General features: G+C 66.7%; 20 protein-coding genes. 12 read left to right on the top strand and 8 right to left on the bottom strand.

Annotated elements, in window-relative coordinates; translation table 11 throughout:
• The first annotated feature begins 467 nt into the window (after positions 1-467).
• A complete protein-coding gene (locus AC1ROK_RS25985; RefSeq protein ID WP_492852364.1) occupies positions 468-1010 on the top strand; it encodes a hypothetical protein in 543 nt (180 codons plus the stop codon).
• Positions 1011-1314: 304 nt separating this feature from the next.
• Here AC1ROK_RS25985 and AC1ROK_RS25980 read toward each other — a convergent pair whose 3' ends face one another.
• From AC1ROK_RS25980 to AC1ROK_RS25960, 5 genes are read right to left on the bottom strand one after another with little or no spacing between them, the layout of a single operon-like run.
• Positions 1315-2703, bottom strand: a complete 1389-nt coding sequence (locus tag AC1ROK_RS25980; protein WP_492852362.1) for an ADP-ribosylglycohydrolase family protein — start codon at positions 2701-2703, stop codon at positions 1315-1317.
• Between the two features lie 25 nt (positions 2704-2728).
• Positions 2729-3649, bottom strand: a complete 921-nt coding sequence (locus AC1ROK_RS25975; RefSeq protein ID WP_492852360.1) for an ABC transporter permease — start codon at positions 3647-3649, stop codon at positions 2729-2731.
• Complete coding sequence (locus AC1ROK_RS25970) at positions 3646-4725, bottom strand: ABC transporter permease (protein WP_492852358.1); 1080 nt, start codon at positions 4723-4725, stop codon at positions 3646-3648. The genes AC1ROK_RS25975 and AC1ROK_RS25970 overlap by 4 nt, the downstream gene beginning before the upstream one ends.
• The gene (locus tag AC1ROK_RS25965) at positions 4722-6266 is read right to left on the bottom strand and encodes an ABC transporter ATP-binding protein (RefSeq protein ID WP_492852356.1); all 1545 of its coding nucleotides are present in this window, start codon (positions 6264-6266) and stop codon (positions 4722-4724) included. Before AC1ROK_RS25965 ends, AC1ROK_RS25970 begins: the two co-directional genes overlap by 4 nt.
• A gap of 6 nt (positions 6267-6272) precedes the next feature.
• Positions 6273-7382, bottom strand: a complete 1110-nt coding sequence (locus AC1ROK_RS25960; protein WP_492852354.1) for a BMP family ABC transporter substrate-binding protein — start codon at positions 7380-7382, stop codon at positions 6273-6275.
• 174 nt (positions 7383-7556) lie between these two features.
• Here AC1ROK_RS25960 and AC1ROK_RS25955 point away from each other — a divergent pair, with 174 nt between their 5' ends.
• Both AC1ROK_RS25955 and AC1ROK_RS25950 read left to right on the top strand, forming a co-directional pair.
• Positions 7557-8540 carry a LacI family DNA-binding transcriptional regulator gene (locus tag AC1ROK_RS25955; protein WP_492852352.1) on the top strand — a complete coding sequence of 328 codons (984 nt, stop codon included), beginning with the start codon at positions 7557-7559 and terminating at the stop codon, positions 8538-8540.
• Between the two features lie 242 nt (positions 8541-8782).
• Positions 8783-9100 carry an acylphosphatase gene (locus AC1ROK_RS25950; protein WP_492852350.1) on the top strand — a complete coding sequence of 106 codons (318 nt, stop codon included), beginning with the start codon at positions 8783-8785 and terminating at the stop codon, positions 9098-9100.
• Between the two features lie 105 nt (positions 9101-9205).
• On the opposite strand, the gene AC1ROK_RS25945 is transcribed toward AC1ROK_RS25950, so the two are convergent.
• The 3 genes from AC1ROK_RS25945 to AC1ROK_RS25935 are packed head-to-tail and all read right to left on the bottom strand — an operon-like array spanning position 9206 to position 11290.
• Positions 9206-9829, bottom strand: coding sequence for a glutathione S-transferase family protein (locus tag AC1ROK_RS25945; RefSeq protein ID WP_492852348.1), 624 nt, complete (start codon positions 9827-9829; stop codon positions 9206-9208).
• Positions 9822-10685, bottom strand: coding sequence for an aromatic ring-hydroxylating dioxygenase subunit alpha (locus AC1ROK_RS25940; RefSeq protein WP_492852346.1), 864 nt, complete (start codon positions 10683-10685; stop codon positions 9822-9824). Before AC1ROK_RS25940 ends, AC1ROK_RS25945 begins: the two co-directional genes overlap by 8 nt.
• Complete coding sequence (locus AC1ROK_RS25935) at positions 10682-11290, bottom strand: Rieske 2Fe-2S domain-containing protein (protein ID WP_492852344.1); 609 nt, start codon at positions 11288-11290, stop codon at positions 10682-10684. Before AC1ROK_RS25935 ends, AC1ROK_RS25940 begins: the two co-directional genes overlap by 4 nt.
• 286 nt (positions 11291-11576) lie before the next feature.
• Here AC1ROK_RS25935 and AC1ROK_RS25930 point away from each other — a divergent pair, with 286 nt between their 5' ends.
• From AC1ROK_RS25930 to AC1ROK_RS25890, 9 genes are all read left to right on the top strand, one after another.
• Positions 11577-12680 (top strand): BMP family ABC transporter substrate-binding protein, encoded by a 1104-nt coding sequence (locus tag AC1ROK_RS25930; RefSeq protein WP_492852342.1) that lies wholly within the window; start codon positions 11577-11579, stop codon positions 12678-12680.
• Between the two features lie 218 nt (positions 12681-12898).
• The gene (locus AC1ROK_RS25925; RefSeq protein ID WP_492852340.1) at positions 12899-14014 is read left to right on the top strand and encodes an ABC transporter permease; all 1116 of its coding nucleotides are present in this window, start codon (positions 12899-12901) and stop codon (positions 14012-14014) included.
• Positions 14014-14931: an ABC transporter permease gene (locus tag AC1ROK_RS25920; protein ID WP_055877676.1), complete on the top strand. Its 918-nt coding sequence runs from the start codon at positions 14014-14016 to the stop codon at positions 14929-14931. The genes AC1ROK_RS25925 and AC1ROK_RS25920 overlap by 1 nt, the downstream gene beginning before the upstream one ends.
• A gap of 27 nt (positions 14932-14958) precedes the next feature.
• Positions 14959-15975 (top strand): formamidase, encoded by a 1017-nt coding sequence (locus AC1ROK_RS25915; protein ID WP_492852337.1) that lies wholly within the window; start codon positions 14959-14961, stop codon positions 15973-15975.
• Complete coding sequence (biuH, locus tag AC1ROK_RS25910) at positions 15972-16691, top strand: biuret amidohydrolase (RefSeq protein ID WP_492852335.1); 720 nt, start codon at positions 15972-15974, stop codon at positions 16689-16691. Before AC1ROK_RS25915 ends, biuH begins: the two co-directional genes overlap by 4 nt.
• Positions 16691-18205 (top strand): ABC transporter ATP-binding protein, encoded by a 1515-nt coding sequence (locus AC1ROK_RS25905; protein ID WP_492852333.1) that lies wholly within the window; start codon positions 16691-16693, stop codon positions 18203-18205. The genes biuH and AC1ROK_RS25905 overlap by 1 nt, the downstream gene beginning before the upstream one ends.
• A gap of 342 nt (positions 18206-18547) precedes the next feature.
• Positions 18548-19213, top strand: coding sequence for a cysteine hydrolase family protein (locus tag AC1ROK_RS25900; protein WP_492852331.1), 666 nt, complete (start codon positions 18548-18550; stop codon positions 19211-19213).
• The gene (gene hpxZ / locus AC1ROK_RS25895; RefSeq protein ID WP_492852329.1) at positions 19210-19590 is read left to right on the top strand and encodes an oxalurate catabolism protein HpxZ; all 381 of its coding nucleotides are present in this window, start codon (positions 19210-19212) and stop codon (positions 19588-19590) included. The genes AC1ROK_RS25900 and hpxZ overlap by 4 nt, the downstream gene beginning before the upstream one ends.
• Before the next feature lie 29 nt (positions 19591-19619).
• On the top strand, positions 19620-20261 hold the full coding sequence (locus tag AC1ROK_RS25890; RefSeq protein WP_492852327.1) for a GntR family transcriptional regulator: 642 nt from the start codon (positions 19620-19622) through the stop codon (positions 20259-20261).
• The last annotated feature ends 119 nt before the right edge of the window (positions 20262-20380 follow it).

The raw sequence follows: 20380 nt of genomic DNA, 5'->3' as shown, positions 1-20380 counted from the left end.
CGCCAGCGAAAGCCGGCGGGGTTTTGCTTTGTCCGATAACCCGACAGGCTTCGCCCCGAATGTGTGCTCGCAGTCGGTGCACCCTCTCCGCCTGCGGGGCGCGATAGCGCTCCCGGGGGAAAGGGGGCAGATGAGGCCGAAGGCTTCATCCGCGGGGTGAGGGGCGCCAAGCGCATGCAATGCTCAGCGATGTTGTCGCCAAGGCCGGCGGCGTTCGCTGAAGCGCTGCACCCCTCGGCCGGTGTGCTTGGCGCGCCTCACCCTGACCCTCTCCCCCGGGAGCGCTATCGCGCCCCTAGGAGGGGCGAGGGGATGTGGGGCGGCGCCCACGGTGCAAGAACGACAGCAACGTCGTCAGACTCTACGGCCCAATTGCTCGATCCCGCACCATCCGGACGCTTGTGGCAAACGCCACGACGTCCCTGCGGAGTGCGACCCTCACTGCTACTACCGTTCTGGAGATCCTCATGGACGTCGCGATGTTGCGCGCCGACTGTGCTCGTTGCGCCGGGCTCTGCTGCGTGGTGCTCGCCTTCGACCGCTCAGCCTTGTTTGCCGAGGACAAGCCGGCGGGCACACCGTGCATCCATCTCGGCAGCGATTGCCGCTGCCGGATCCATGCCTCGCGGAAGCAGCGAGGCTATGCCGGCTGCGTAAGTTACGACTGCCTGGGGGCGGGACAGCGTGCTACCGCGCTGCTCATCGGCTGTGCCGCGACGGCGGTCGAGCAGTTCGAAGTGTTCGCCGCAATCCATCGCCAGCATGAACTGCTGACCCTGCTCCATGCGGCGGACGCGTTGCCGCTATCACCTGAGCACCGCGTCCGGCGCGAGGCGCTGCTTCAGCAAACGGAGGCAGCGGACATGTTGTCGGCCGCGGGACGGCGAACTTTCCTCGCCGGCCCATTACCCGGCGAAGTCCGGACGTTTCTCTCGCAACTCCGTTCCTATGTCGATGACCGGCATCGAAGCGACAGGCTTGCCGGCCCTCGACGCCAGTTGCCGGTCTAGTGCCAGGCTACACCGGAGCTGTCCCGGCCCACTGCTCCTGCTCATCGGGCCGGGTGAGCTACAGCCTGCCGTCGTGTCGAAAGGTCGCTACGTCGGCCGGCTGGCTCGATTGAAGAGCCGGTACATCGGGCGGCCGTGACCTGTCCCTCTCCCGCCGGAGCCGAGGTGAACCGACCCGACTGAGGTCGGCAATCTTGGCGCGCCCTCCTTAGTCACAGGCCGGTGTGCTTGGCGCCCCTCACCTTGGCCCTCTCCCTAGAGGGGCGAGGGGACGATAGGGGCGCCAGGGGTGCGAGGTGGCCGCTTACGCGCGGGCCTTCCGCACTGCCTCGACCGTCTGCCCGACCAGATCGTCGAACGCGATCTTCGCCGGTCTCCGCATGTAGGTGACGATGTCGTCGACCAGCAGCGGAGCGGACCAGCGGTCGGCGATGATGGCGCTGCCCTGCTGGATGCCGAGGACGCAGAGCATCTGGGCGGCGTTGCAATCGACGTCGTGGCCTATGCCGCAGATGACTTCCAGCGTCAGATCGAAATCGCCATTGCCGAACCACAGCGCTACCACCTGCGCCGCGGCATTTGGGTAGACGTGGATCCAGTTGTACTCGATGTATTCGGCATCGCACTTGGCCCAGGCGGTCTGCCAGTCCGGCGAGTTGCGGCAGGCCTCGAGGGCGAAGGCGAGGACGGCGCCGTATTCGGTGCGGGTCGAGAACAGCGCGATGGTTGAAACCAGCAGCGCCTTGCTGTCGGTCTCGGTATAGGCGCGGGCGGCGAGCACGGCGTTGAACACTTCGCCGAGGATGCCGTTGCCGGCGGCGGAGATTTCGGCGTCGAGCCAGGCGAGGCGGGCGGCTTCACGGGCCTGGCCGGGGGCGACCATGCCGCAGATGGTGCCGCGCATCTGGCCGCCGATCCACTCGTCGAACGGGTTGTCGAGCGAACCGGTGAGCGGCGGCAACAGGCCACGGCGGATGCTGGCGAGCGCCACGGCTTCGGCCGACCAGCCCATCGGGATCAGCGCGGTCCAGCGCTCGGCGATATCGGCGCCGGTGACGGCGTGGCCCTTGTCGGCGAAGGCCTCGAGGAAGGCGATCTCGAAGGTGATGTCGTCGTTATAGGTGTTGGGCTCGCGCACGTAATCGCGGATCGGGCCGAACACCTTGGCGATGTTCTCGGCGGTATAGCCTTCGAGCGCGGTGCCGGCAGCGGCGCCGACCAGTTGGCCGAGCCAGGCGGCGCGGGTGCGGTCGAGGAAATCGGGGCTCGCCACATCGACGGCGGTATCGGCCGGCCAGGTGACATCGGCATCGAAGGTCGCCCAGTCGGCATAGCGCAGGGTCTGCTGGCTCTTGTGATTGGGGTCGGCCACGGCGGCGCGCATGATGGCGCGCAGGCGATAGTCGATGGTGTAGAGCGTTTCGTAGTCCTTCTTTGCCAGCGCCGCGAGGCCCTGCTGCAGCAGGTCGCCATAGGGGGCGAGCACGAACCCCTTGCTCTCCAGCGATTGCAGCGCGCCGGCCATCAGGCATTCGGGCGCGGCGGAGCCGGGCACGTTGCTCTGCCAGTACATCGCCATCAGCATGTCGCCGCCATTCATGATGGCGCTGGCGTCCCAGGTCTGCTCTTCGGCAGTGCGGACGATCGGCAGGGTGTCGCGCAGCAGGTCGCGGGTCAGTTCCCAGGCTTTCATGGGCTACCTTCGGTTCTAGGGGTGGTCAGGAAATCTTGCGGGCTTTGGCCTGTCGGCGCGCCGCGTAAACGGTGAGCATCACAGCCGGTACGATGTAGGGGATCATCTGCATCAGTTCGTTAGGCAGGCCCTTGGTCTGCATGGTGATGGCGACGGTCTCGGCGATGCCGAGCACGGCAGCGGCAGCAAAGGTACCCCAGGCGGTGCCCATGCCCATCACTTCGGCGGCGAGCGCGATGAAGCCGCGCCCGGCCGTCATGTTCTGCGCGAACCAGCTGACATAACCCATTGAGAGGTAAGCGCCGGCGGCGCCACCCAGCACACCCGACAGGCTCAGCGCATAGAGCTGCACGCGGTTGCGCGAGATGCCGGCTGCGGCCGCCGCCTTGGGGTCGGAGCCGACGGCGCGGATATGGAGACCGAACGGCGTGCGGGCCAGCATGATGGCGACGGCCGGCACGGCGAGGATGGCGAGATAGGTCAGCATATGGTGCCCGGAGAGCAGCGGGCCGAGGATCGGCACGCCGCCGAGCAAGGGGATGTCGATATTGGGCAGCACGCCGCTTTTCAGCGCGCCCGACATCCCCTTGTCGCCGGTGGCGAGGAACAGGCCCAGCGTCGTCGCGGCAAGCGCCGCCATGTTCAACGCGATGCCCGTAATGATGAACTGGGTCCCCAGTCCGTTGATGAAGAACGCCATCAGCGCGCCGAGCAGGCCCCCGCCGATGAGCGCGGCGAAGAGCCCGAGGAACGGGTTGGCGGTGGCGGCGCTGACCAGCACGCCGATCAGCGCGCCCGAGAGCATGATGCCCTCCATGCCGATGTTGAGCACACCGGCGCGATCGGAGATCAGCACGCCGAGCGCCGCCAGCAGCAGGGGGGTCATTACCCTGAGCACGGTGGCGAAGACGGCGGGGTCGGCAATGGCGCCAAAGAATTCGATCATGCGCCCTGCTCCTCGCCCGCTTCTTTGCCCTTGATGTCGCGGATCAGCCGCAGGAAGGCGGGGTGGCGGAAGATGGCGCCGGCGGTGACCGCCAGCATGATGGCGGCCGTCACCAACCCGACGATTTCGGAGGGCACGTCGAGGTTGCGCGCCAGCATGTCGCCGCCGACCTGGAGATAGGCGAGGAACAAAGCGGCGGGGATGACGAGGAACGGGTTCTCGCGAGCGAGGATGGCGACGGTGATGCCGGTCCAGCCATGGCCGGGCAGGGCCGTCCAGGAGAAGCGGCTATAGAGCCCGAGCACCTCGATGGCGCCGGCCATGCCAGCGATCAATCCGCCGGCGATCTGCGCCTGCATCAGGAGCTTCGACGAGGCGAGCCCGAGATGGCTGGCAAAGCCCGGGCTCGAGCCGACGATGCGGACATTGAGGCCGGAGCGGGTGCCATAGAGCCAGATGCCGCCGAGGAGGCACGCAACGAACGCGATGATAACGCCGGTATGGAGGCGGGTGCCCTGCAGCAGCCGATCGAGGGTGAAATCAGCCGGCAGCTTGTAGGACATCAGCGCCCCGGCATTGGGGTCGCGCAGCACGTAGTTGAGCACGTAGACGCCGGCGAACAGGAAGGCGAAGTTCAGCACCAGCGAGTTGACCATTTCGGAGGCGCCGAAGCGCACCCGCAGGTAACCCGGCACGATACAGGCGAGCGAGCCGACCAGCGCACCGATCAGGATGGCGGCAGGCGTCGCGACAAAGCCGGTGAGCGGCAGCAGCACGGCAGTGGCCGCGGCGGCGAGGCCGCCGAGAAAGAAGCTGCCCTCGACGCCCAGGTTGAACATGCCGGCGCGGAAGATGATGGTGGCGGCAAGCCCCGTCATCATGGTCGGCGTCGCCGCCTCGAGGATATTGCCCATATGCCGGATGGTGCCGAACGGGCCGAGGACGAACAGCCGCAGCACCTCGAGCGGGTCGGGCTGCGACAGCGCCAGCGGCACCAGCACGGCGAGGATCACCAAGCCGATGACCAGGGCGGTGAGGGCGAATTCGGTAAGGCCGGCGAGGATGGCGCGGGTCATGCGGCCGTCTCCAGACCGAGCATATAGGGGCCGAGCGCCGCGGGCGTCAGGCCGGCATGGTTTTCGAGATCGGCGACGATCCGGCCGTTGAACAGCACCAGCACCCGGTCGGCGAGGCGCAGCAGCTCATCGAGGTCGGCGGTGATCAGCAGCACCGCGGCGCCGTTGCGGGCGGCGAGGTCGATGCGGCCATGCAGCAGGGCAGCGGCGGCGACATCGACGCCGCGGGTCGGCTGGTCGGCGATCAGCAGTTTCGGCGCGCCGCCGAGTTCACGCGCCGCGATCAGCTTTTGGGCGTTGCCGCCCGACAGCGAATCCAGCCGTTCGCCGGTGCCGCCGGCCCGCACGGCGTAATCGGCGATCATCTGCTGCACCCGCTTGCGGATGGCGCCGCGACGCAGGAACGGGCCCCATTGCAGCGTCTTGTCGCCATCGGTGCCGGCAATGGCATTGTCGGCAAGGCTCAGGGCGGCGGTGCCACCACGGGCGTAGCGATCGGCGGGCAGGTAGGCGAGGCCGGCCTTGCGCCAATCGGGCGCGGCGGCGCGCGACATGTCGGCGCCGGCCAGACGAATAGTGCCAGCGGCTGGATGCGTCAGCCCGCTCAGCACGCCGACGAGGCCGCGCTGGCCGCTGCCATCGACCCCGGCAATACCGACGATTTCGTCGGCGCGGATGGTAAGCGAGATGTCCTCGATGCGGTCGGCCGGGTCGGGCGAGCGGGTGGAGACGCGGTCAAGTTCGAGCACTCCCGGCGCGTCGATGCGCTGGCGCTGGCGGCGCGGCACGTCGACATCGCGGCCCATCACCATGCGGGTGATTGTCGTGTCGTCGACCTCGGCGAGCGGCGTGGTGCCCACCACCTTGCCGGCGCGCAGCACCGTGACGGTTTCGGCCAGCGCCCGCACTTCATGCAGCTTATGCGAGATAAAGAGGATGGTCATGCCGGCGGCGCACAGGTCGCGCAGACGGTTGAACAGCTCCTCGATTTCGGGTGGCGACAGCACCGCGGTCGGCTCGTCGAGGATGAGCAGGCGGGTGTCGCGGGCCAGAGCCTTGAGGATTTCGACCTTCTGCTGCGCCGCCACCGACAGCGTGTCGGTGCGCGCATCGGGGTCGACCGCGAGGTCGAAACGTTGACTCAATTCAACCACCTGGCGACGCGCCTTGTTGCGATCGATGAAGATCGAAGAGCGCGGCTCGTGGCCGAGGATGATGTTCTCGGTGACGGTGAGGATGGGGACCAGCGAGAAATGCTGGTGCACCATGCCGATGCCGTGCTTGCCGGCGAAATCGGGCGTCGCGGTATCGACCGCGGCGCCATCGATCAAGACCTGTCCGGCGCTCGGGCTTTCGAGCCCGAACAGGATCTTCATCAGGGTGGACTTACCGGCGCCGTTCTCGCCGCAGATGGCATGGATCGAGCCCCTTCGAATATCGAAGGTGGCATCGGTGAGGGCCACGGTGCCGTTCGGGTAGGTCTTCGACACTCCCCGGAACGAGACGATGGGGCCCTCGGCCAGGTGCGGCGAGTTGCTCATCGGGGCTTACGGACGGACGGCGTCGCGGATGGCGTTGATCGCGGCGGTGTCCATGCCGAAGGCGGTCGGGACGACCACCTCGCCCGAAGCGATCTTGGCCTTGGCGTCGGCGATGGCGGCCTTGGTCTCGGCCGAAGCGAGCTTTTCGTAATTGCCGGTCTCGACGATGCCGACGGCGCCCTCAGCGAGGCCGACCGTCTCGGCCGAACCGAAGGGGAGCTTACCCTGCTTGTAGAGGTCGTAGGCGCGAACGAGGCTGACATCGACGTTCTTCAGCACCGAGCTCACCACCTGGCTGGCAATCGCCGGATCGCTCTCGGCGAAGATGGCTTCCTGGTCGGAATCGACGCCGAGCACGAACTTGCCCGTTTCCTTGGCGGCAGCGGCCTGGCCGAGGCCGGCCTGCGAGGCGGCGATGAAGCCGAGCGCCACGCCGGAGCGATACTGGGCGAGCCCCAGTTCCTTGCCCTTGGCGGCATCGGTGAAGGAGCCGGCATAGGCAACCGACACCTTGATATCCGGGGTGACCGACTGGGCGCCGGCGATGTAGCCGACGAGGAAGTCGTTGATGACAGGGATATCCATGCCGCCGAGGAAGCCGAGCGCCGTGCCGGCGTCAGCCGGCAGGCCCGACTTCAACAGGCCCGCGGCGAGGATGCCGCCGAGATAGGAGCCTTCGTTCTGCTTGTACTGCACGGCGTAGACGTTGGGGTAGGCGCCGCCTTCGAAGGGCAGGCTCGCATCGAACAGGATGTACTTCTTGTCGGGGTACTGCTCGGCCACGGCGCCCAGGGTTTCGCTGAGCGAGAAGGTGCCGCCGATGATCAGGTCCCAATCCTGCTCCGACACTTCGAGCAGCGCCGGCTCCCAGCCGGTCGGATCGTCGCCGATCTCGAGCACCTTGGTCTCGACCTCGTCGCCGTACTTTGCCTTGATCTCCTCGATGCCCTTGTTGGCCGAGTCGAAGAATGATTTGTCGCCGAGCGCGCCGTTGACCAGCAGCAGCACCTTGTCGGCGGCGAGCGCGCCGGCAGCAGTGGCGGCGAGCAGCGCGGTGGCGCTGACCAGCCCGAGGGCAGCGCGGCGCAGCGCCACGCGGGTTACCGATTTGGACATGAAAACTCCTCCAGAGCGATCCGATGAAACTGAACGATCAGGTCGTTTAATCGTGTAAATAGATAAGCGAGGTGCTATAGGAGGAGTCAAGACAGATTTCGTCGTAGTCCGCTAACCACTTGGCAGCGCTACGAACTTCGTCCACAGATGGCGACGGCGGGGCATGGGGATCAGATGAGCAGGGGCAGGAGCCCGACCATCAAGGATGTGGCGAAAGTCGCCGGGGTTTCCTCGGCGACGGTGTCCTATGTTCTCAACGATCTCAACAAGGTAACGCCGGAAGTTGATGCGCTGGTTCGGCGCGTGGCGAAGGAGCTGGGCTATTCGCGCAACAATGCGGCGCGGGCACTGAAGACCGGCCGCAACAACATTATCGGCTGTATCCTGCCCACCCTGACCAGCCCGGTATTCCCGGAAATCGCCCAGGCGGTGCAGTTGCGCGCCGAGGCGCATGGCTATGCGACGCTGGTGATCGATTCCGGCAATGCGCCGATGCGCGAGGAAAAGGTGGTGCGCACCCTCGCCAAGCATGGCGTCGATGGCGCGGTGGCGCTGCTGCACCCGAAATTCAAGCTCGCCGACCCGCCGCTGTTCCCGATCGTCTCGCTCGACGCGAAATTCCCCGGGCTCGATAGCGTCCATGCCGATCATTATGCGGGCGGAAGGCTGATGGCCGAGCACGCCATCGCGCTCGGGCATCGTCGCATTGGGATGCTGTCGGGCTTCCAGGATCTCACCAGCAGTTTCGAGCGCCGGCAGGGGTTCGTCGATGCGGCGGCGGGCCGGGTGGAGCTGGTGTGGGAAATGAACGTCCAACTGGTGCCGCAGCTGCCGCCCGAAGCGGTGGCCGCCATTCGCCGGCGCGAGGTGACGATGATCGCCTGCGTCAACGACCTCGTCGCCATCGCGGCGCTGAGCGTGCTGAAGGATAGCGGGATGAGCGCGCCAGGCGACGTCTCGGTGTTCGGCTTCGACGACATGCAATGGGCGAGCTGGCCGCTGATCGATTTGACCACGATCCGCCAGCCGCTGGCCGAGCTCGGCAGCCGCGCCGCGGACCTGTTGATCTCGCGGCTCGACGACCGGCAGCGGCCGCCCGAGGACCTGGTGCTGCCGGTGACCCTGGTCGAGCGCGGCTCGACGGCGCGGGTGGGGTAGGAAGAACTGCTGGCGGTGCCGCATCGCCCCCTCGCCCCTTAGGGGAGCTCGGGTGAGGGGCTCAGCTTCTCAGCATGCTGGCTCGTCCAGCATGTGGCACCACCTCACCCCTCAACCAGCGCTACACGCCACCTCCAGGCGAGGGCTACGCCCTCGTCCTGCGACCCCTTAGGGAGAAGGGACCCAGACTGGGACGCCTGAGATGCTCGACCGCACCTTTGAAACCACCTAGCCTAGTCGCGATGCACAACCACTATTCCACCGATGTCGAAGGCGGCGCGCCGGTGCGCCGACGTTATGCGATCAGCGGCCGGCTGGAGGTGGCGAGCTATCTGGAATTCGTCGCCGAACGGGCGCGCTGGCTCGATATCCGCGGCTGGGTGAGCGCCGACGGATCGGCGGTGACGCTGGTTGCGGCCGGGCCTGAGGCGCTGGTCGGGGCGCTGGAAATGGCGTGCACGCTCGGACCGCTCGAAGCGCTGGTCGAGACGATCGAGGCGGTGGACGAGGCGGGGCCGGTGGGGAATGGGTTTGAGGTGCGGGGCGGCCGCTCACCGTGACGGTGCGGCTCCCCTCCCCCTTGAGGGGAGGGGTTGGGGGTGGGGGCCATCGGTGATCACAGAACCACCCCCACCCCCCGCCCCTCCCCTCAAGGGGGAGGGGAGCTAGAAGTAATCCGGCACCCCCGGCATCCCCACAAATCCCGGCAGCTTCCGGACCTGGCGTTGCCAGAGGTTGATTGCCGGAAAGTCCTCGTGGCCGATGCCGGCGTCGTGGCTTAGCGCCACGTAGGGGAACATGGCGATGTCGGCGATGGTGGGGGTGGCGCCGATGATCCATAGACCGCCGGCCTGGGCGCGGTCGGCGAGGTGGTCGTCGAGGAGGCGGAGGGCGGTGCGGGCCTTGGCCTGCAGGGTGGCGAGATCGCCGGGGTAGTTCAGCATGGCGATCATCCGGGCGCCGGAGATGGCCATCAGCTCGCCGCCGGCAAAGCTCAGCCACATCATGATCGGTCCGAAGCGCTCGTCGCGCGGCAGCCACTGGCCGGTGGCGTCGTATCTGTTGGCGAGGTGGCAGAGGATCGCCTGGGCGTCGCGGAGGACGAGGCCATTGTCCTCGAACACCGGCAGTTGGCCGAGCGGGTTCAGCGCCAGGAATTCCGGACGCTTGTGCTCGCGACCGGGGAAGAAGTCGACCGCCTGCGTCTCGTAGGCGATGCCGAGCATGCTGAGTAGCAGGCGCACCTTGTAGCAGCTGCCCGAGAGTACGTAGTCGTAGAGCTTAGGCATGCGGCAGGTCCGTTCTGGGTTCCGTGCCGAAGCGGAGCTGCTTTTCCTTGAGCCAGCGGCGGTAGAGCACCGAGCTCAGATCGGCGCGGGTCGGGGTTTCGCGGCCCGGCTGCAGCGGCAGCAGCGAGGGGCGCTGGTTCTCGAGCACGATCTTGTCCTGGACGAAGATCATCTGCTGGAAGGCGCTGAGTTCGGCGTCGGTGCTGGTGTCGTCGATCACCAGCATGAAGGCGTGCGCCACAGAGATGGCTTCATCGACCGGCTGGACGAACAGCGCGATGACGTCCCAGCGGTCGGGCGCGGTGGGCGGGGTCTTGTAGAGCATGACGTTGAAGGGGCTGACCACCCGGTACATGTACTTGCTGATCTGGCCCTCGTCGGAAGCGGCAGCGGCCTTGGGCTGGTAGAACTCGCATTTGGTGGCCCAGAGCTCATCGACATCGCGGCGCTGCTCGACCTCGTATTTGGCCACCTCCGGGTGATCCTCGGAGCCGAGGATATCGGTGTGGACATAGGGGAAGTGGGCCAGATCGAGAAAGTTCTCGACCAGCCGCAGGCCGGAGGCGCGGACGCGGACCGGGCCGCAATGGATCCAGCGCCGATCTGGTTCGCGGCTTTCGGGCAGCTCGAACAGGTCGCGTTCTGGGGCGCCGAAACTGGTCCACAGGTGCCCGTAATCGGTACGGACGGGGAGGGTGCGGCCGGCGGCGCGGACCTCGACGCCATCGGCAAGCCGCCGGACGGTGAGATCTTCACCGAGGAGGCGGGAGCGAACTTCGGCGCCTGCGGGGAAATCCTGGAGCGCACCGAGCGTGTACCACTGGTCGAGCGCGGCTCCGTCGTCGGTGAGGCTCATGCGGCGGCTCCCTGTTCGAGGTTTTGGCGCAGGGCACGCAGGTGCGCCGTGGCGGCGGCGATATCGGCGCCGGTGGCAGTCGCGTGCAGCATGGTCTTTGCGGCATGCACGCGGTGCCAGCCGACCTGCAGCGTGCCGCCGGCGAAGGGCAGGGCGATGAGCGGCTCGGCGGTCGAGCCGCCCAGCACGGCAAGCACGCGTTCCGGCGCTGCTGCGACGGCGAGGCTGATCACCGGGGTCAGCGCGGGCAGCAGTGGCGGCGGGTCAGCGCTGTCGCCGGTCATCCACACCATGCCGCCGGTCTCGGCCGCGGCATAGGCATTGGCGCGGATGGTGGGTGGTACGGTCAGATCCGGGTGGGCCGGGATGCGCAGACAGTTGGCGCCGGCACCATATTGCCAGCCGTGGTAGAGGCAGTTCAGCGCATTGCCGCGCACGAAGCCGAGGCTGAGCCGCATGCCGCGATGCGGGCAGCGATCCTCCCAGACCCGCGCCACGCCATCCTCGCCACGCCAGATCATCACCTCGCGGGTGTCGACGATCACCGCCCGCGTAACGCCAACGGGCACGTCGCGGCTCAGGGCAATCGGTATCCAGTCAGCCATGGGCGAGACGTCCTTGGTTAGCGATGGTCAACGTATTGTATGCAATGCACGTGCACATGATCAAACATTAGGCAAGTTGATCGGCAGTGCGGACGCATTAAGCATTCATTGCTCAAGCCGGGCAAGCGGCATTCTCCAGTCATTCCACTCAATACGCTGGAATCGTTGATGGAATGGCGCTGATCGGGCGCCGCTGCGGCTTGGCACATGGATTGCATTGACCTCGGTGGATACCGGCGCCGGGCCGCGAGGCGGCGCCCAAAGGTGCAATCCAGGGGAAGACGTCATGACACTAACCGCTATCTCACGCCGCAGGTTGCTCAAGGTCGGTGCAGCCGGGCTTGCCGCATCGGCGCTGCCATTCGGGATCGCCCGGGCGCAGACCAATGTCGTGCTGGGCATTGTCTATGTCGGGCCGAAGGACGATTTCGGCTGGAACCAGGCGCATGCCGTATCGGTGGAATCGCTGAAGGCACTGCCCGGCATCACCGTAGTGGAAGAAGAGAATGTGCCCGAGACCGACGCCGTGGCCAAGTCCATGGAGTCGATGATCAACCTCGACGGCGCCAACCTGATCCTCGCCACCTCGTTCGGCTATTACAACCCGTTCGTGGTCGAGCTGGCCAAGAAGTATCCTGACGTCACCTTCCGGCATGCAGCGCCCTTGTGGAACAAGGACAAGGACCCGGCCAATGCCGGCTCGTATTTCCCGTACCTGAACCAGGCGCATTACGTGAATGGCGTCGCGGCCGGGCTCTCCTCGGGCGGCAAGATCGGGTTTGTGGCGGCCAAGCCCATTCCGTCGGTGCTGTCCAATATCAACTCGGCGCTGCTCGGGGCGCGCTCGGTGAACCCCAATGCCACGGTACAGGTGATCTTCACCGGCGAGTGGAGCCTGCCGGTGCGCGAGGCGGAGGCCACCAACGCGCTGGTCGATGCGGGCTGCGAAGTCATCACCTGCCACGTGGATAGCCCGAAGGTGGTGATCGAGACCGCCGAGGGGCGCGGGGTGAAGACCGCCGGCCACAATGCCAGCCAGGCGCCGCTGGCGCCCAAGGGCTTCATCACCGGCGCCGAATACAAGTGGGAGACGATCTACAAATCCTACGCCGACGACATCGCCGCCGGCAAAACCCCACCCAATTTCCTCGTCGGCGGTTACAATAACGACATGCTGCGCAACACGCCCTATGGCGCAGGCGCGACGCCTGAGGCGATCGCCGCGGCCGATGCCGCCATCGCTGCGCTGGTCGCCGGCGCCCCGATCTACAAGGGCACACTCAAGGACAATGCCGGCAACGTCGTCGTCGACAAGGACTACGACAATTACGACCTGTATCTCGACGGCATGAACTGGCTGCTCGAGGGCGTGCAGGGGTCGATTACGTAAGGTGAGGCGCGTGTTGCCCACCACCCTCCTAGCTTCGCTACGGACCTGCGGTCCGAGCTGCGCTACCTCCCCCACAAGGGGGGAGGTGACGCTGTGGTCCGGCCGGTCGCACCTCTTCACCCTCCCCCTGGTGGGGAGGGTAGCAGAGCTGGGAGCGAAGCGACCTAGCGGCGCTGGGAAGGGGGGAGGCAACGATCGCGGCTTTGACGGAGGCACGCATGACCGCTGAAACCGCCGACACCGCCGCGATCCCGGCCAAGGCCGGGCCGAGCCTTGGCCTGCTCCGCCTCGCCGAAGCAGTGAGCATTCCGGTGGGGGCGCTCGTCGTTTCGGCGGTGCTGTTTGCGCTGTTCCTGCTCGCCATCGGCAAGGACCCGCTGCAGTTCTACCAGCTGATCTGGACCGGCGGCTTCGGCTCGTCGTTCTCGATCCAGAATTCGCTGCAGCGCGCCGCGCCGCTGATCCTCACGGGCCTCGCCTTCGCCATTCCGGCGCGCATCGGGCTCACCATGATCGGCGGGGAAGGGGCGCTGGTGCTGGGCGGCTTCAGCGCTGCCGCCATCGCCATCCCATTGGTCTCGAACACCGTGCCCGTACCGCTGACGCTGCTCGTCATGGCGCTCACCGCGGTGGTGACCGGCGGGCTGTGGGTCGGGTTCACCGGCTGGCTCAAATATGCGCGCGGCGTCAACGAGACCATCGCCTCGTTGCTGATGAGCTACATCGCCATCGCCATCATGAACTTTTTCGTCGAGGGGGCGCTGCGCGACCCAGCCTCGGCCAACAAGCCCTCGACCATGCCGATCGGCGATGCCTACCGGATCGGGGCGATCCCCGGCACCGACGTGCACTGGGGCTTTGCGGCGGGCGTGGTGCTGGCGCTGCTGCTCTGGGTGCTGATGAGCCGCACGACGTTCGGCTTTGCCGCCCGGATGACCGGCGGCAACCTCAGGGCCGCCCGGGCGCAGGGCCTGCCGGTGGGCTGGCTGATGGTGGTCTGCTGCGCCATTGCCGGCGCCGCCGCCGGGCTCGCCGGCTTCTTCGAAGTCGCGGCGATCCACGGCCAGGCCAATGCCTCGCTGGTCGCCGGCTATGGCTTTACCGGCATCCTGGTCGCCTTCCTCGCCCGGCAGAACCCGCTGGCGGTGATCCCGGTGGCGATCCTCTTCGGGGCGCTGGCGGCGGCCGGCGGGGTGATCCAGCGGCGGATGGGGATGCCCGATGCGACGATCCTGGTGCTGCAGGGGATGATGTTCGTGGTGCTTCTGGTGTCGGAGACCTTCTACGGGCGGCTGAAGATCTTCCAGCCCAAGGCAACGGGGGAGCGGACCTGATGGACAACGCGCTGGTCACCGTGCTCATCGCCATGCTCGGGGGTGCCATCCGGGTGTCGACGCCCTTCATGTTCGTGGCGCTAGGCGAAACGCTCACCGAGAAATCGGGGCGCATCAACCTCGGGCTCGAGGGCAACCTGGTGCTCGGCGCCATGGTCGCCTATGCGGTGAGTTACCTCACCGGCAATGCCTGGCTGGGCGTCCTCGCCGCCGGCGGCTCCGGGCTCTTTCTCGGGGCGCTGCACGGCTATATCTGCAAGCTGCCGCGGGTCAACGATATCGCCGTCGGCATCGCGATGATGAGTTTCGGCACCGGCCTTGCTTTCTTCTTCGGCAAGCCGTTCATCCAGCCGACCGCGCCGCGGCTCGACGCCATTCCGCTGGGCGATTGGACCGGCAACCCGGCTCTGGCCCAGGCGCTGCAGGTCAATCCGCTGTTCTTTGTCGGCATCGCGCTTGCCGTCTTCATGTTCTGGGCCTTCAGGAATACCCGCTGGGGCCTGATCGTCCGGATGACCGGCGACAGCGCCGCATCGGCCAAGGCGATGGGCGTATCGGTCGACCTGGTGCGGTTCCTTGCCACCGCGGCAGGGGGCTTTCTTGCCGGGATCGGCGGGGCGTTTCTGTCGCTCTACTACCCCGGCAGCTGGAACCAGGGGCTCAGCTCCGGCCAGGGGCTGATGGCGGTGGCGCTGGTGATCTTTGCGCGCTGGGACCCGATCAAGTGCATCTTCGCTGCCCTGTTGTTCGGCGCCGCCGGGGCCCTCGGGCCGTCGCTGCAATCGATCGGCATTTCCCAGGGCTACTACTTCTTCAACGCCGCCCCCTACATCCTGACGCTGATCATCATGATCATTTCCGCCGGCTCGAAAGCCGCGGCGCGGGATGTGCCGGGCGAACTGTCGATCACCAAATAGGAACGTTCCGATGAGCGGAGCTTTGTCATGAGCGGACTGGGCGGTCTTAACAAATCCGACAATGGCGTGGTGATCGGGCTGGTGCAGCTGCAACTGCCGGTGGTGGCAACGCCCGCCGACCTCAAGCGGCAGACGGCGCGGATCGTCGAGATGGTCGGCAAGGCACGACGGAACCTCGGGACCATGGACCTCGTGGTGTTCCCCGAATACGCGCTGCACGGGCTGTCGATGGATACCAACCCGGCGATCATGTGTTCGCTGGATGGGCCGGAGGTCGCGGCGTTCAAGGCGGCCTGCAAGGAGCACCGGATCTGGGGGTGCTTCTCGATCATGGAGCTGAACCCCGGCGGCAACCCGTACAATTCCGGCGTCGTCATCGACGATCAGGGCGAGCTGAAGCTCTACTATCGCAAGCTCCACCCGTGGGTGCCGGTGGAACCCTGGGAGCCGGGCAATCTCGGCATCCCCGTCATCGAGGGGCCGAAGGGCGCCAAGCTCAGCCTGATCATCTGCCACGACGGCATGTTCCCCGAGATGGCCCGCGAGGCGGCCTACAAAGGCGCCGAGATCATGCTGCGCACCGCCGGCTATACCGCGCCGATCCGGCAGGCCTGGCGCTTCACCAACCAGGCCAACAGTTTTCACAACCTGATGGTGACGGCGAATGTCTGCATGTGCGGCTCGGACGGCACGTTCGACTCGATGGGTGAGGCGATGATCGTCGATTTCGACGGCTCCATTATCGCCGAGGGCACGACCGGGCGGGCCGACGAGATCATCACCGCCGAGGTGCGCCCAGACCTGGTGCGCGAGGCGCGCGCCAACTGGGGCGTCGAGAACAACATCTACCAGCTCGGTCACCGCGGCTTCACCGCCGTCGACGGTGGCGCGCAGGATTGCCCGTACAGCTTCATGCACGATCTCGTCGCCGGGCAGTACCGGCTGCCCTGGGAGGCGAGCGTGAAGGTCACCGACGGTACGCCCTCGGGCTTTGCCAAGCCGACGCGCCGCTATGGCGAGACATTGCAGGAGGCTGCCGAATGAGCCTTGCCGACGAACGGATCGATGCTGCTGCCGTGCCCGGTGGCAAGACCATCGCCTCGACGCCCTATGCCTGGCCCTATGACGGCGACCTCCGGCCCGACAATACGGTGCTGGTGGTCATCGACATGCAGACCGATTTCTGCGGGGTGGGCGGCTATGTCGACTCGATGGGCTACGACATTTCCCTGACCAGGGCGCCCATTGAACCCTTGAAACGGCTGATGGCCGCGTTCCGGGCCAAGGGCTATCCGATCATCCACACCCGCGAGGGCCACAAGCCGGACCTCAGCGACCTGCCGGCCAACAAGCGCTGGCGCTCGCAGCGGATCGGCGCCGGCATCGGCGACCAGGGGCCGCAGGGGCGCATCCTGGTGCGCGGCGAGCCGGGCTGGGAGATCATCCCGGAACTGGCGCCGGAGCCGGGCGAGGCGATCATCGACAAGCCGGGGAAGGGCTCGTTCGCTTCCACCGACCTCGAACTTATCCTGAGGCTCAAGGGCATCCGCAATATCGTGCTCACCGGCATCACCACCGATGTCTGCGTCCACACCACGATGCGCGAGGCCAATGATCGCGGCTTCGAATGCGTGCTGCTCGAGGATTGCTGCGCCGCCACCAAATACGACAACCACCTCGCCGCCATCGACATGATCAAGATGCAGGGCGGAGTGTTCGGCGCCGTGGCCACGTCTGCCGCACTGATCGAGGTGTTGTGATGGCCGGTCGCGCGCCTTCGCTCGAAGCCATCGGCATGACCAAGGTGTTCGGGCCGCTGGTGGCGCTCGACGATGTGTCGATCAAGGTCGAAGCCGGCTCGTTCCATGCGCTCTTGGGCGAGAACGGCGCCGGCAAGTCGACGCTGGTCAAATGCATCATGGGCTTTTACAGCGCCGACAAGGGGCAGGTCAGGCTCGACGGCAACCCAATCTCGATCCGCTCACCGCGCGACGCGCGGGCCAACGGCATCGGCATGGTCTACCAGCAATTCACCCTGGTGCCCTGCCTCACCGGGGCGGAGAACCTGGTGATCTCGCGCGCCGATGCGCCGGCGATTATCGACTGGGCCAAGGAGAAGAAGCATCTCGACGCGTTCATGGCCGAGATGCCGTTTCGGGTGCCGATGAACACGCCGGTCTCGTCGCTGTCGGCGGGCGAAAAGCAGAAGCTCGAAATCCTCAAGCTGCTCTATCTCGACCAGCGCTTCATGATCCTCGACGAGCCGACCTCGGTGCTGACGCCGGGCGAGGCCGACGAGATGCTGGGGCTCTTGGGCGGCATGGCCGACCGCAAGGAGATCACCGTGCTGATGATCTCGCACAAGTTCCGCGAGGTGAAGGCGTTCTGCGACCACTTCACCGTGCTGAGGCGCGGCCGCTTCACCGGGGCGGGCGATGCCAAGACGGTGAGCGTGCCGGACATGAGCGCCATGATGATCGGCGACACGGCGATCCGCGAACGAGCGGCGCGCAAGAAGCACAATGAAGGGGCCGACCGGCTGGAGCTCGCCGGCCTGTTCGCCGAGGACAATGACGGGCTGCCGGCGATCAAGTCGGTCAATCTCAAGGTGAAAGCCGGTGAGATCGTCGGCATTGCCGGGGTATCGGGCAATGGGCAATCGGCGCTGGTCGAGGCGCTCAGTGGGCAGCGGCCGCTGTCGGATGGCGGCATCTACATCAATGGCGAATTCTTCCGGCCCAAGCGCGGATCGTTCGATCGCTACAAGGTGTTCGGCCTGCCCGAGGAACCGCTCAAAAACGCCACCGTGCCGCGGATGAGCGTCGCCGAAAACCTGGCGTTCCGCTCGTTCGACAAGCCGCCGGTGGCCAAGCTCGGCTGGTGGATGTCGCCCGGGCCGATGCGCGAGAAGGCCAAGGAGCTGATCGCCAAATACCGGGTGAAAACCCAGGGGCCGGATGCGCCGATCGAGACGCTCTCGGGCGGCAATGTGCAGCGGGCGGTGCTGGCGCGCGAGCTCAGTGGCGATGTCGACGTGCTGATCGTCGCCAACCCCTGCTTCGGGCTGGATTTCGCCTCGGTGGCCGATATCCGCAGCCAGATCATGGAGCAGCGCAATCGCGGGGCAGCGGTGCTGCTGGTGAGCGAGGACCTCGACGAGATCCTCGAACTCGCCGACCGGGTGGCGGTGATGTCGGGCGGCACGATCAACTACGTGGCCCGCATCGAGGACACCGACCGGAACACTATCGGACAACACATGGCGGGACACTGAGATGGACGCTGCGGCCGCGACAGGGCAGACGAAACCCCACGCTTGGGGCAGAGGCTGGCGGTGGGCAGCGCCGGGTGAGGGGGCCCTTGATTGGGTCCGTGGCATGGGCCCCCTCACCAGACTGCTTGGCGCAACAGAGCGTGGGGCCACCCCCCTCCCAACCTCCCCCACAAGGGGGGAGGTGCCCGCCGGTGGTGGGGGCACGACGGTGCCACAAACTCGATGCGACACCTCTCCCCTTGTGGGGGAGGCCGGGAGGGGGGTGGCCGCAGGCACCGGCCCGACCGCATACCTCGCCCTCCACATCCCTTGCCGCGGCTCTTTCGTTATTGGCGTTCCCCGATGATCTCCGTTCCCTCGCGGCCCTATCCCTACACGCTCGACCCCACGCATACGGCGCTCGTCATTATCGACATGCAGCGCGATTTCATCGAGCGCGGCGGCTTTGGGGATTCGCTCGGCAATGACGTCAAGCGGCTCGAGGCGATCATCCCGACGACGGCGGCGCTGCTCGGGCTGTTCCGGGCTCAGGGCTGGCCGGTGATCCACACCCGCGAGGCGCATAAGCCGGATCTCAGCGACTGCCCGCCTTCAAAAATCCGGCGCGGCAACCCGAGCCTGCATATCGGTGAGGTCGGCGCCATGGGGCGCCTGCTGGTCAGGGGCGAGCCGGGCAACCAGATCGTCGATGCGCTGGCGCCGCTCGAAGGCGAGATGGTCATCGACAAGCCGGGCAAGGGGATGTTCTGGGCCACGGGCCTGCACGAACAGCTGGTGGAGCTCGGCATCACCCATCTGGTGTTCGCGGGCGTCACCACGGAAGTCTGCGTCCAGACCTCGATGCGCGAAGCCAATGACCGCGGCTATGAGTGCCTGCTGATCGAAGATGCGACCGAGAGCTATTTCGCCGAGTTCAAGGCCGCGACCCTCAAGATGATCACGGCGCAGGGCGGTATTGTCGGCTGGGTGACGCCGCTCGCGGCGCTCGAAGAGGCAGTGGCGGCATGATGGTCAATGATCCCGCGGTGCTGGCCGAGGTCACAGCGGTGTTCGCGCGCTACGAGGCGGCGCTGGTCGACAACGACGTGGCGGTGCTCGACGAACTGTTCCTCGATAGCCCGCTGACCGTCCGCTACGGCATCGGCGAGAACCTCTATGGCAGCGAGGCGATCCGGGCATTCCGGCTGCTCCGCCGTTCCACCGGGGCCGACCGGCGGCTCGCCGAGACGGTGATCACCACCTATGGGCCTGACACGGCGATTGCTGCGACGCTGTTTTCGCACGACAGCGTCCCCGGGCGGGTTGGACGGCAGATGCAGACGTGGATACGGATGCCGGATGGCTGGCGCGTCGCGGCGGCGCATGTCAGCGTCATCGACGCGTAGAACTGGATTACGCGGGACTAGAGGGGACTATGCTGAAACGCACCTCCGGCGAGGAGATCCGCCGCGTGCTGGCCAGTCGCATCATTGCGGGCGAGCTGGAACCCGGCACGCCGCTCGATGAGACGCAGCTGGCCGGCGAGTTCGCCGTGTCGCGCACCCCGGTGCGCGATGCCCTGCGGCTGTTGGCGGCAAGCGGCCTGGTGGACCAGAAACCGCATGCCCGCGCGTTGGTGGCAAAGCCCGCGCCGGACGAGCTTGCCGGCATGTTCGAGGTGATGGGCTACCTCGAGGCGCTGTGCGCCGGGCTCTGCGCCCAGATGATGACGGCGGCCGAGCGCGAGGCGCTCGACGCGCAGCACACTCATATGGCCGGCATCGTCCGGGCCGGCGACAATACCGGCTATGCCGAGGCGAATGACGCGTTCCACACGGCGATCTACGAGGGCGCGCACAACGCCTATCTCAGCGAGATCACCATCTCGACCCGGCAACGGTTGCAGCCGTTCCGCCGGGCGCAGTTCGGGGCGCGCGGGCGCCTGCAGCAATCTCACGCCGAACACGGGCTGATCGTCGAAGCGATATTGCGCGGGGACCGCGCCGAGGCGGAAGCCGCGATGCGGAAGCACATCGCGATTGTCGGCGATGCGTATGAGCGGTTTAGCCGGGTTTAGGGGCGTTGTTCGCTTCCGTTAGGGCAACGCATACAGCGTGCGGATAGTTCGGCTCACACAGAGCACCCCCCACCCTGTCCCTCCCCCGCAAGGGGGGAGGAGACCAAAACACTGACGCC

This window comes from Devosia sp. GW821-FHT12F11 (assembly GCF_058806655.1).
The sequence above is the reverse complement of the archived record's forward strand: the minus strand, read 5'-3'. Positions and strand labels throughout refer to the sequence as shown.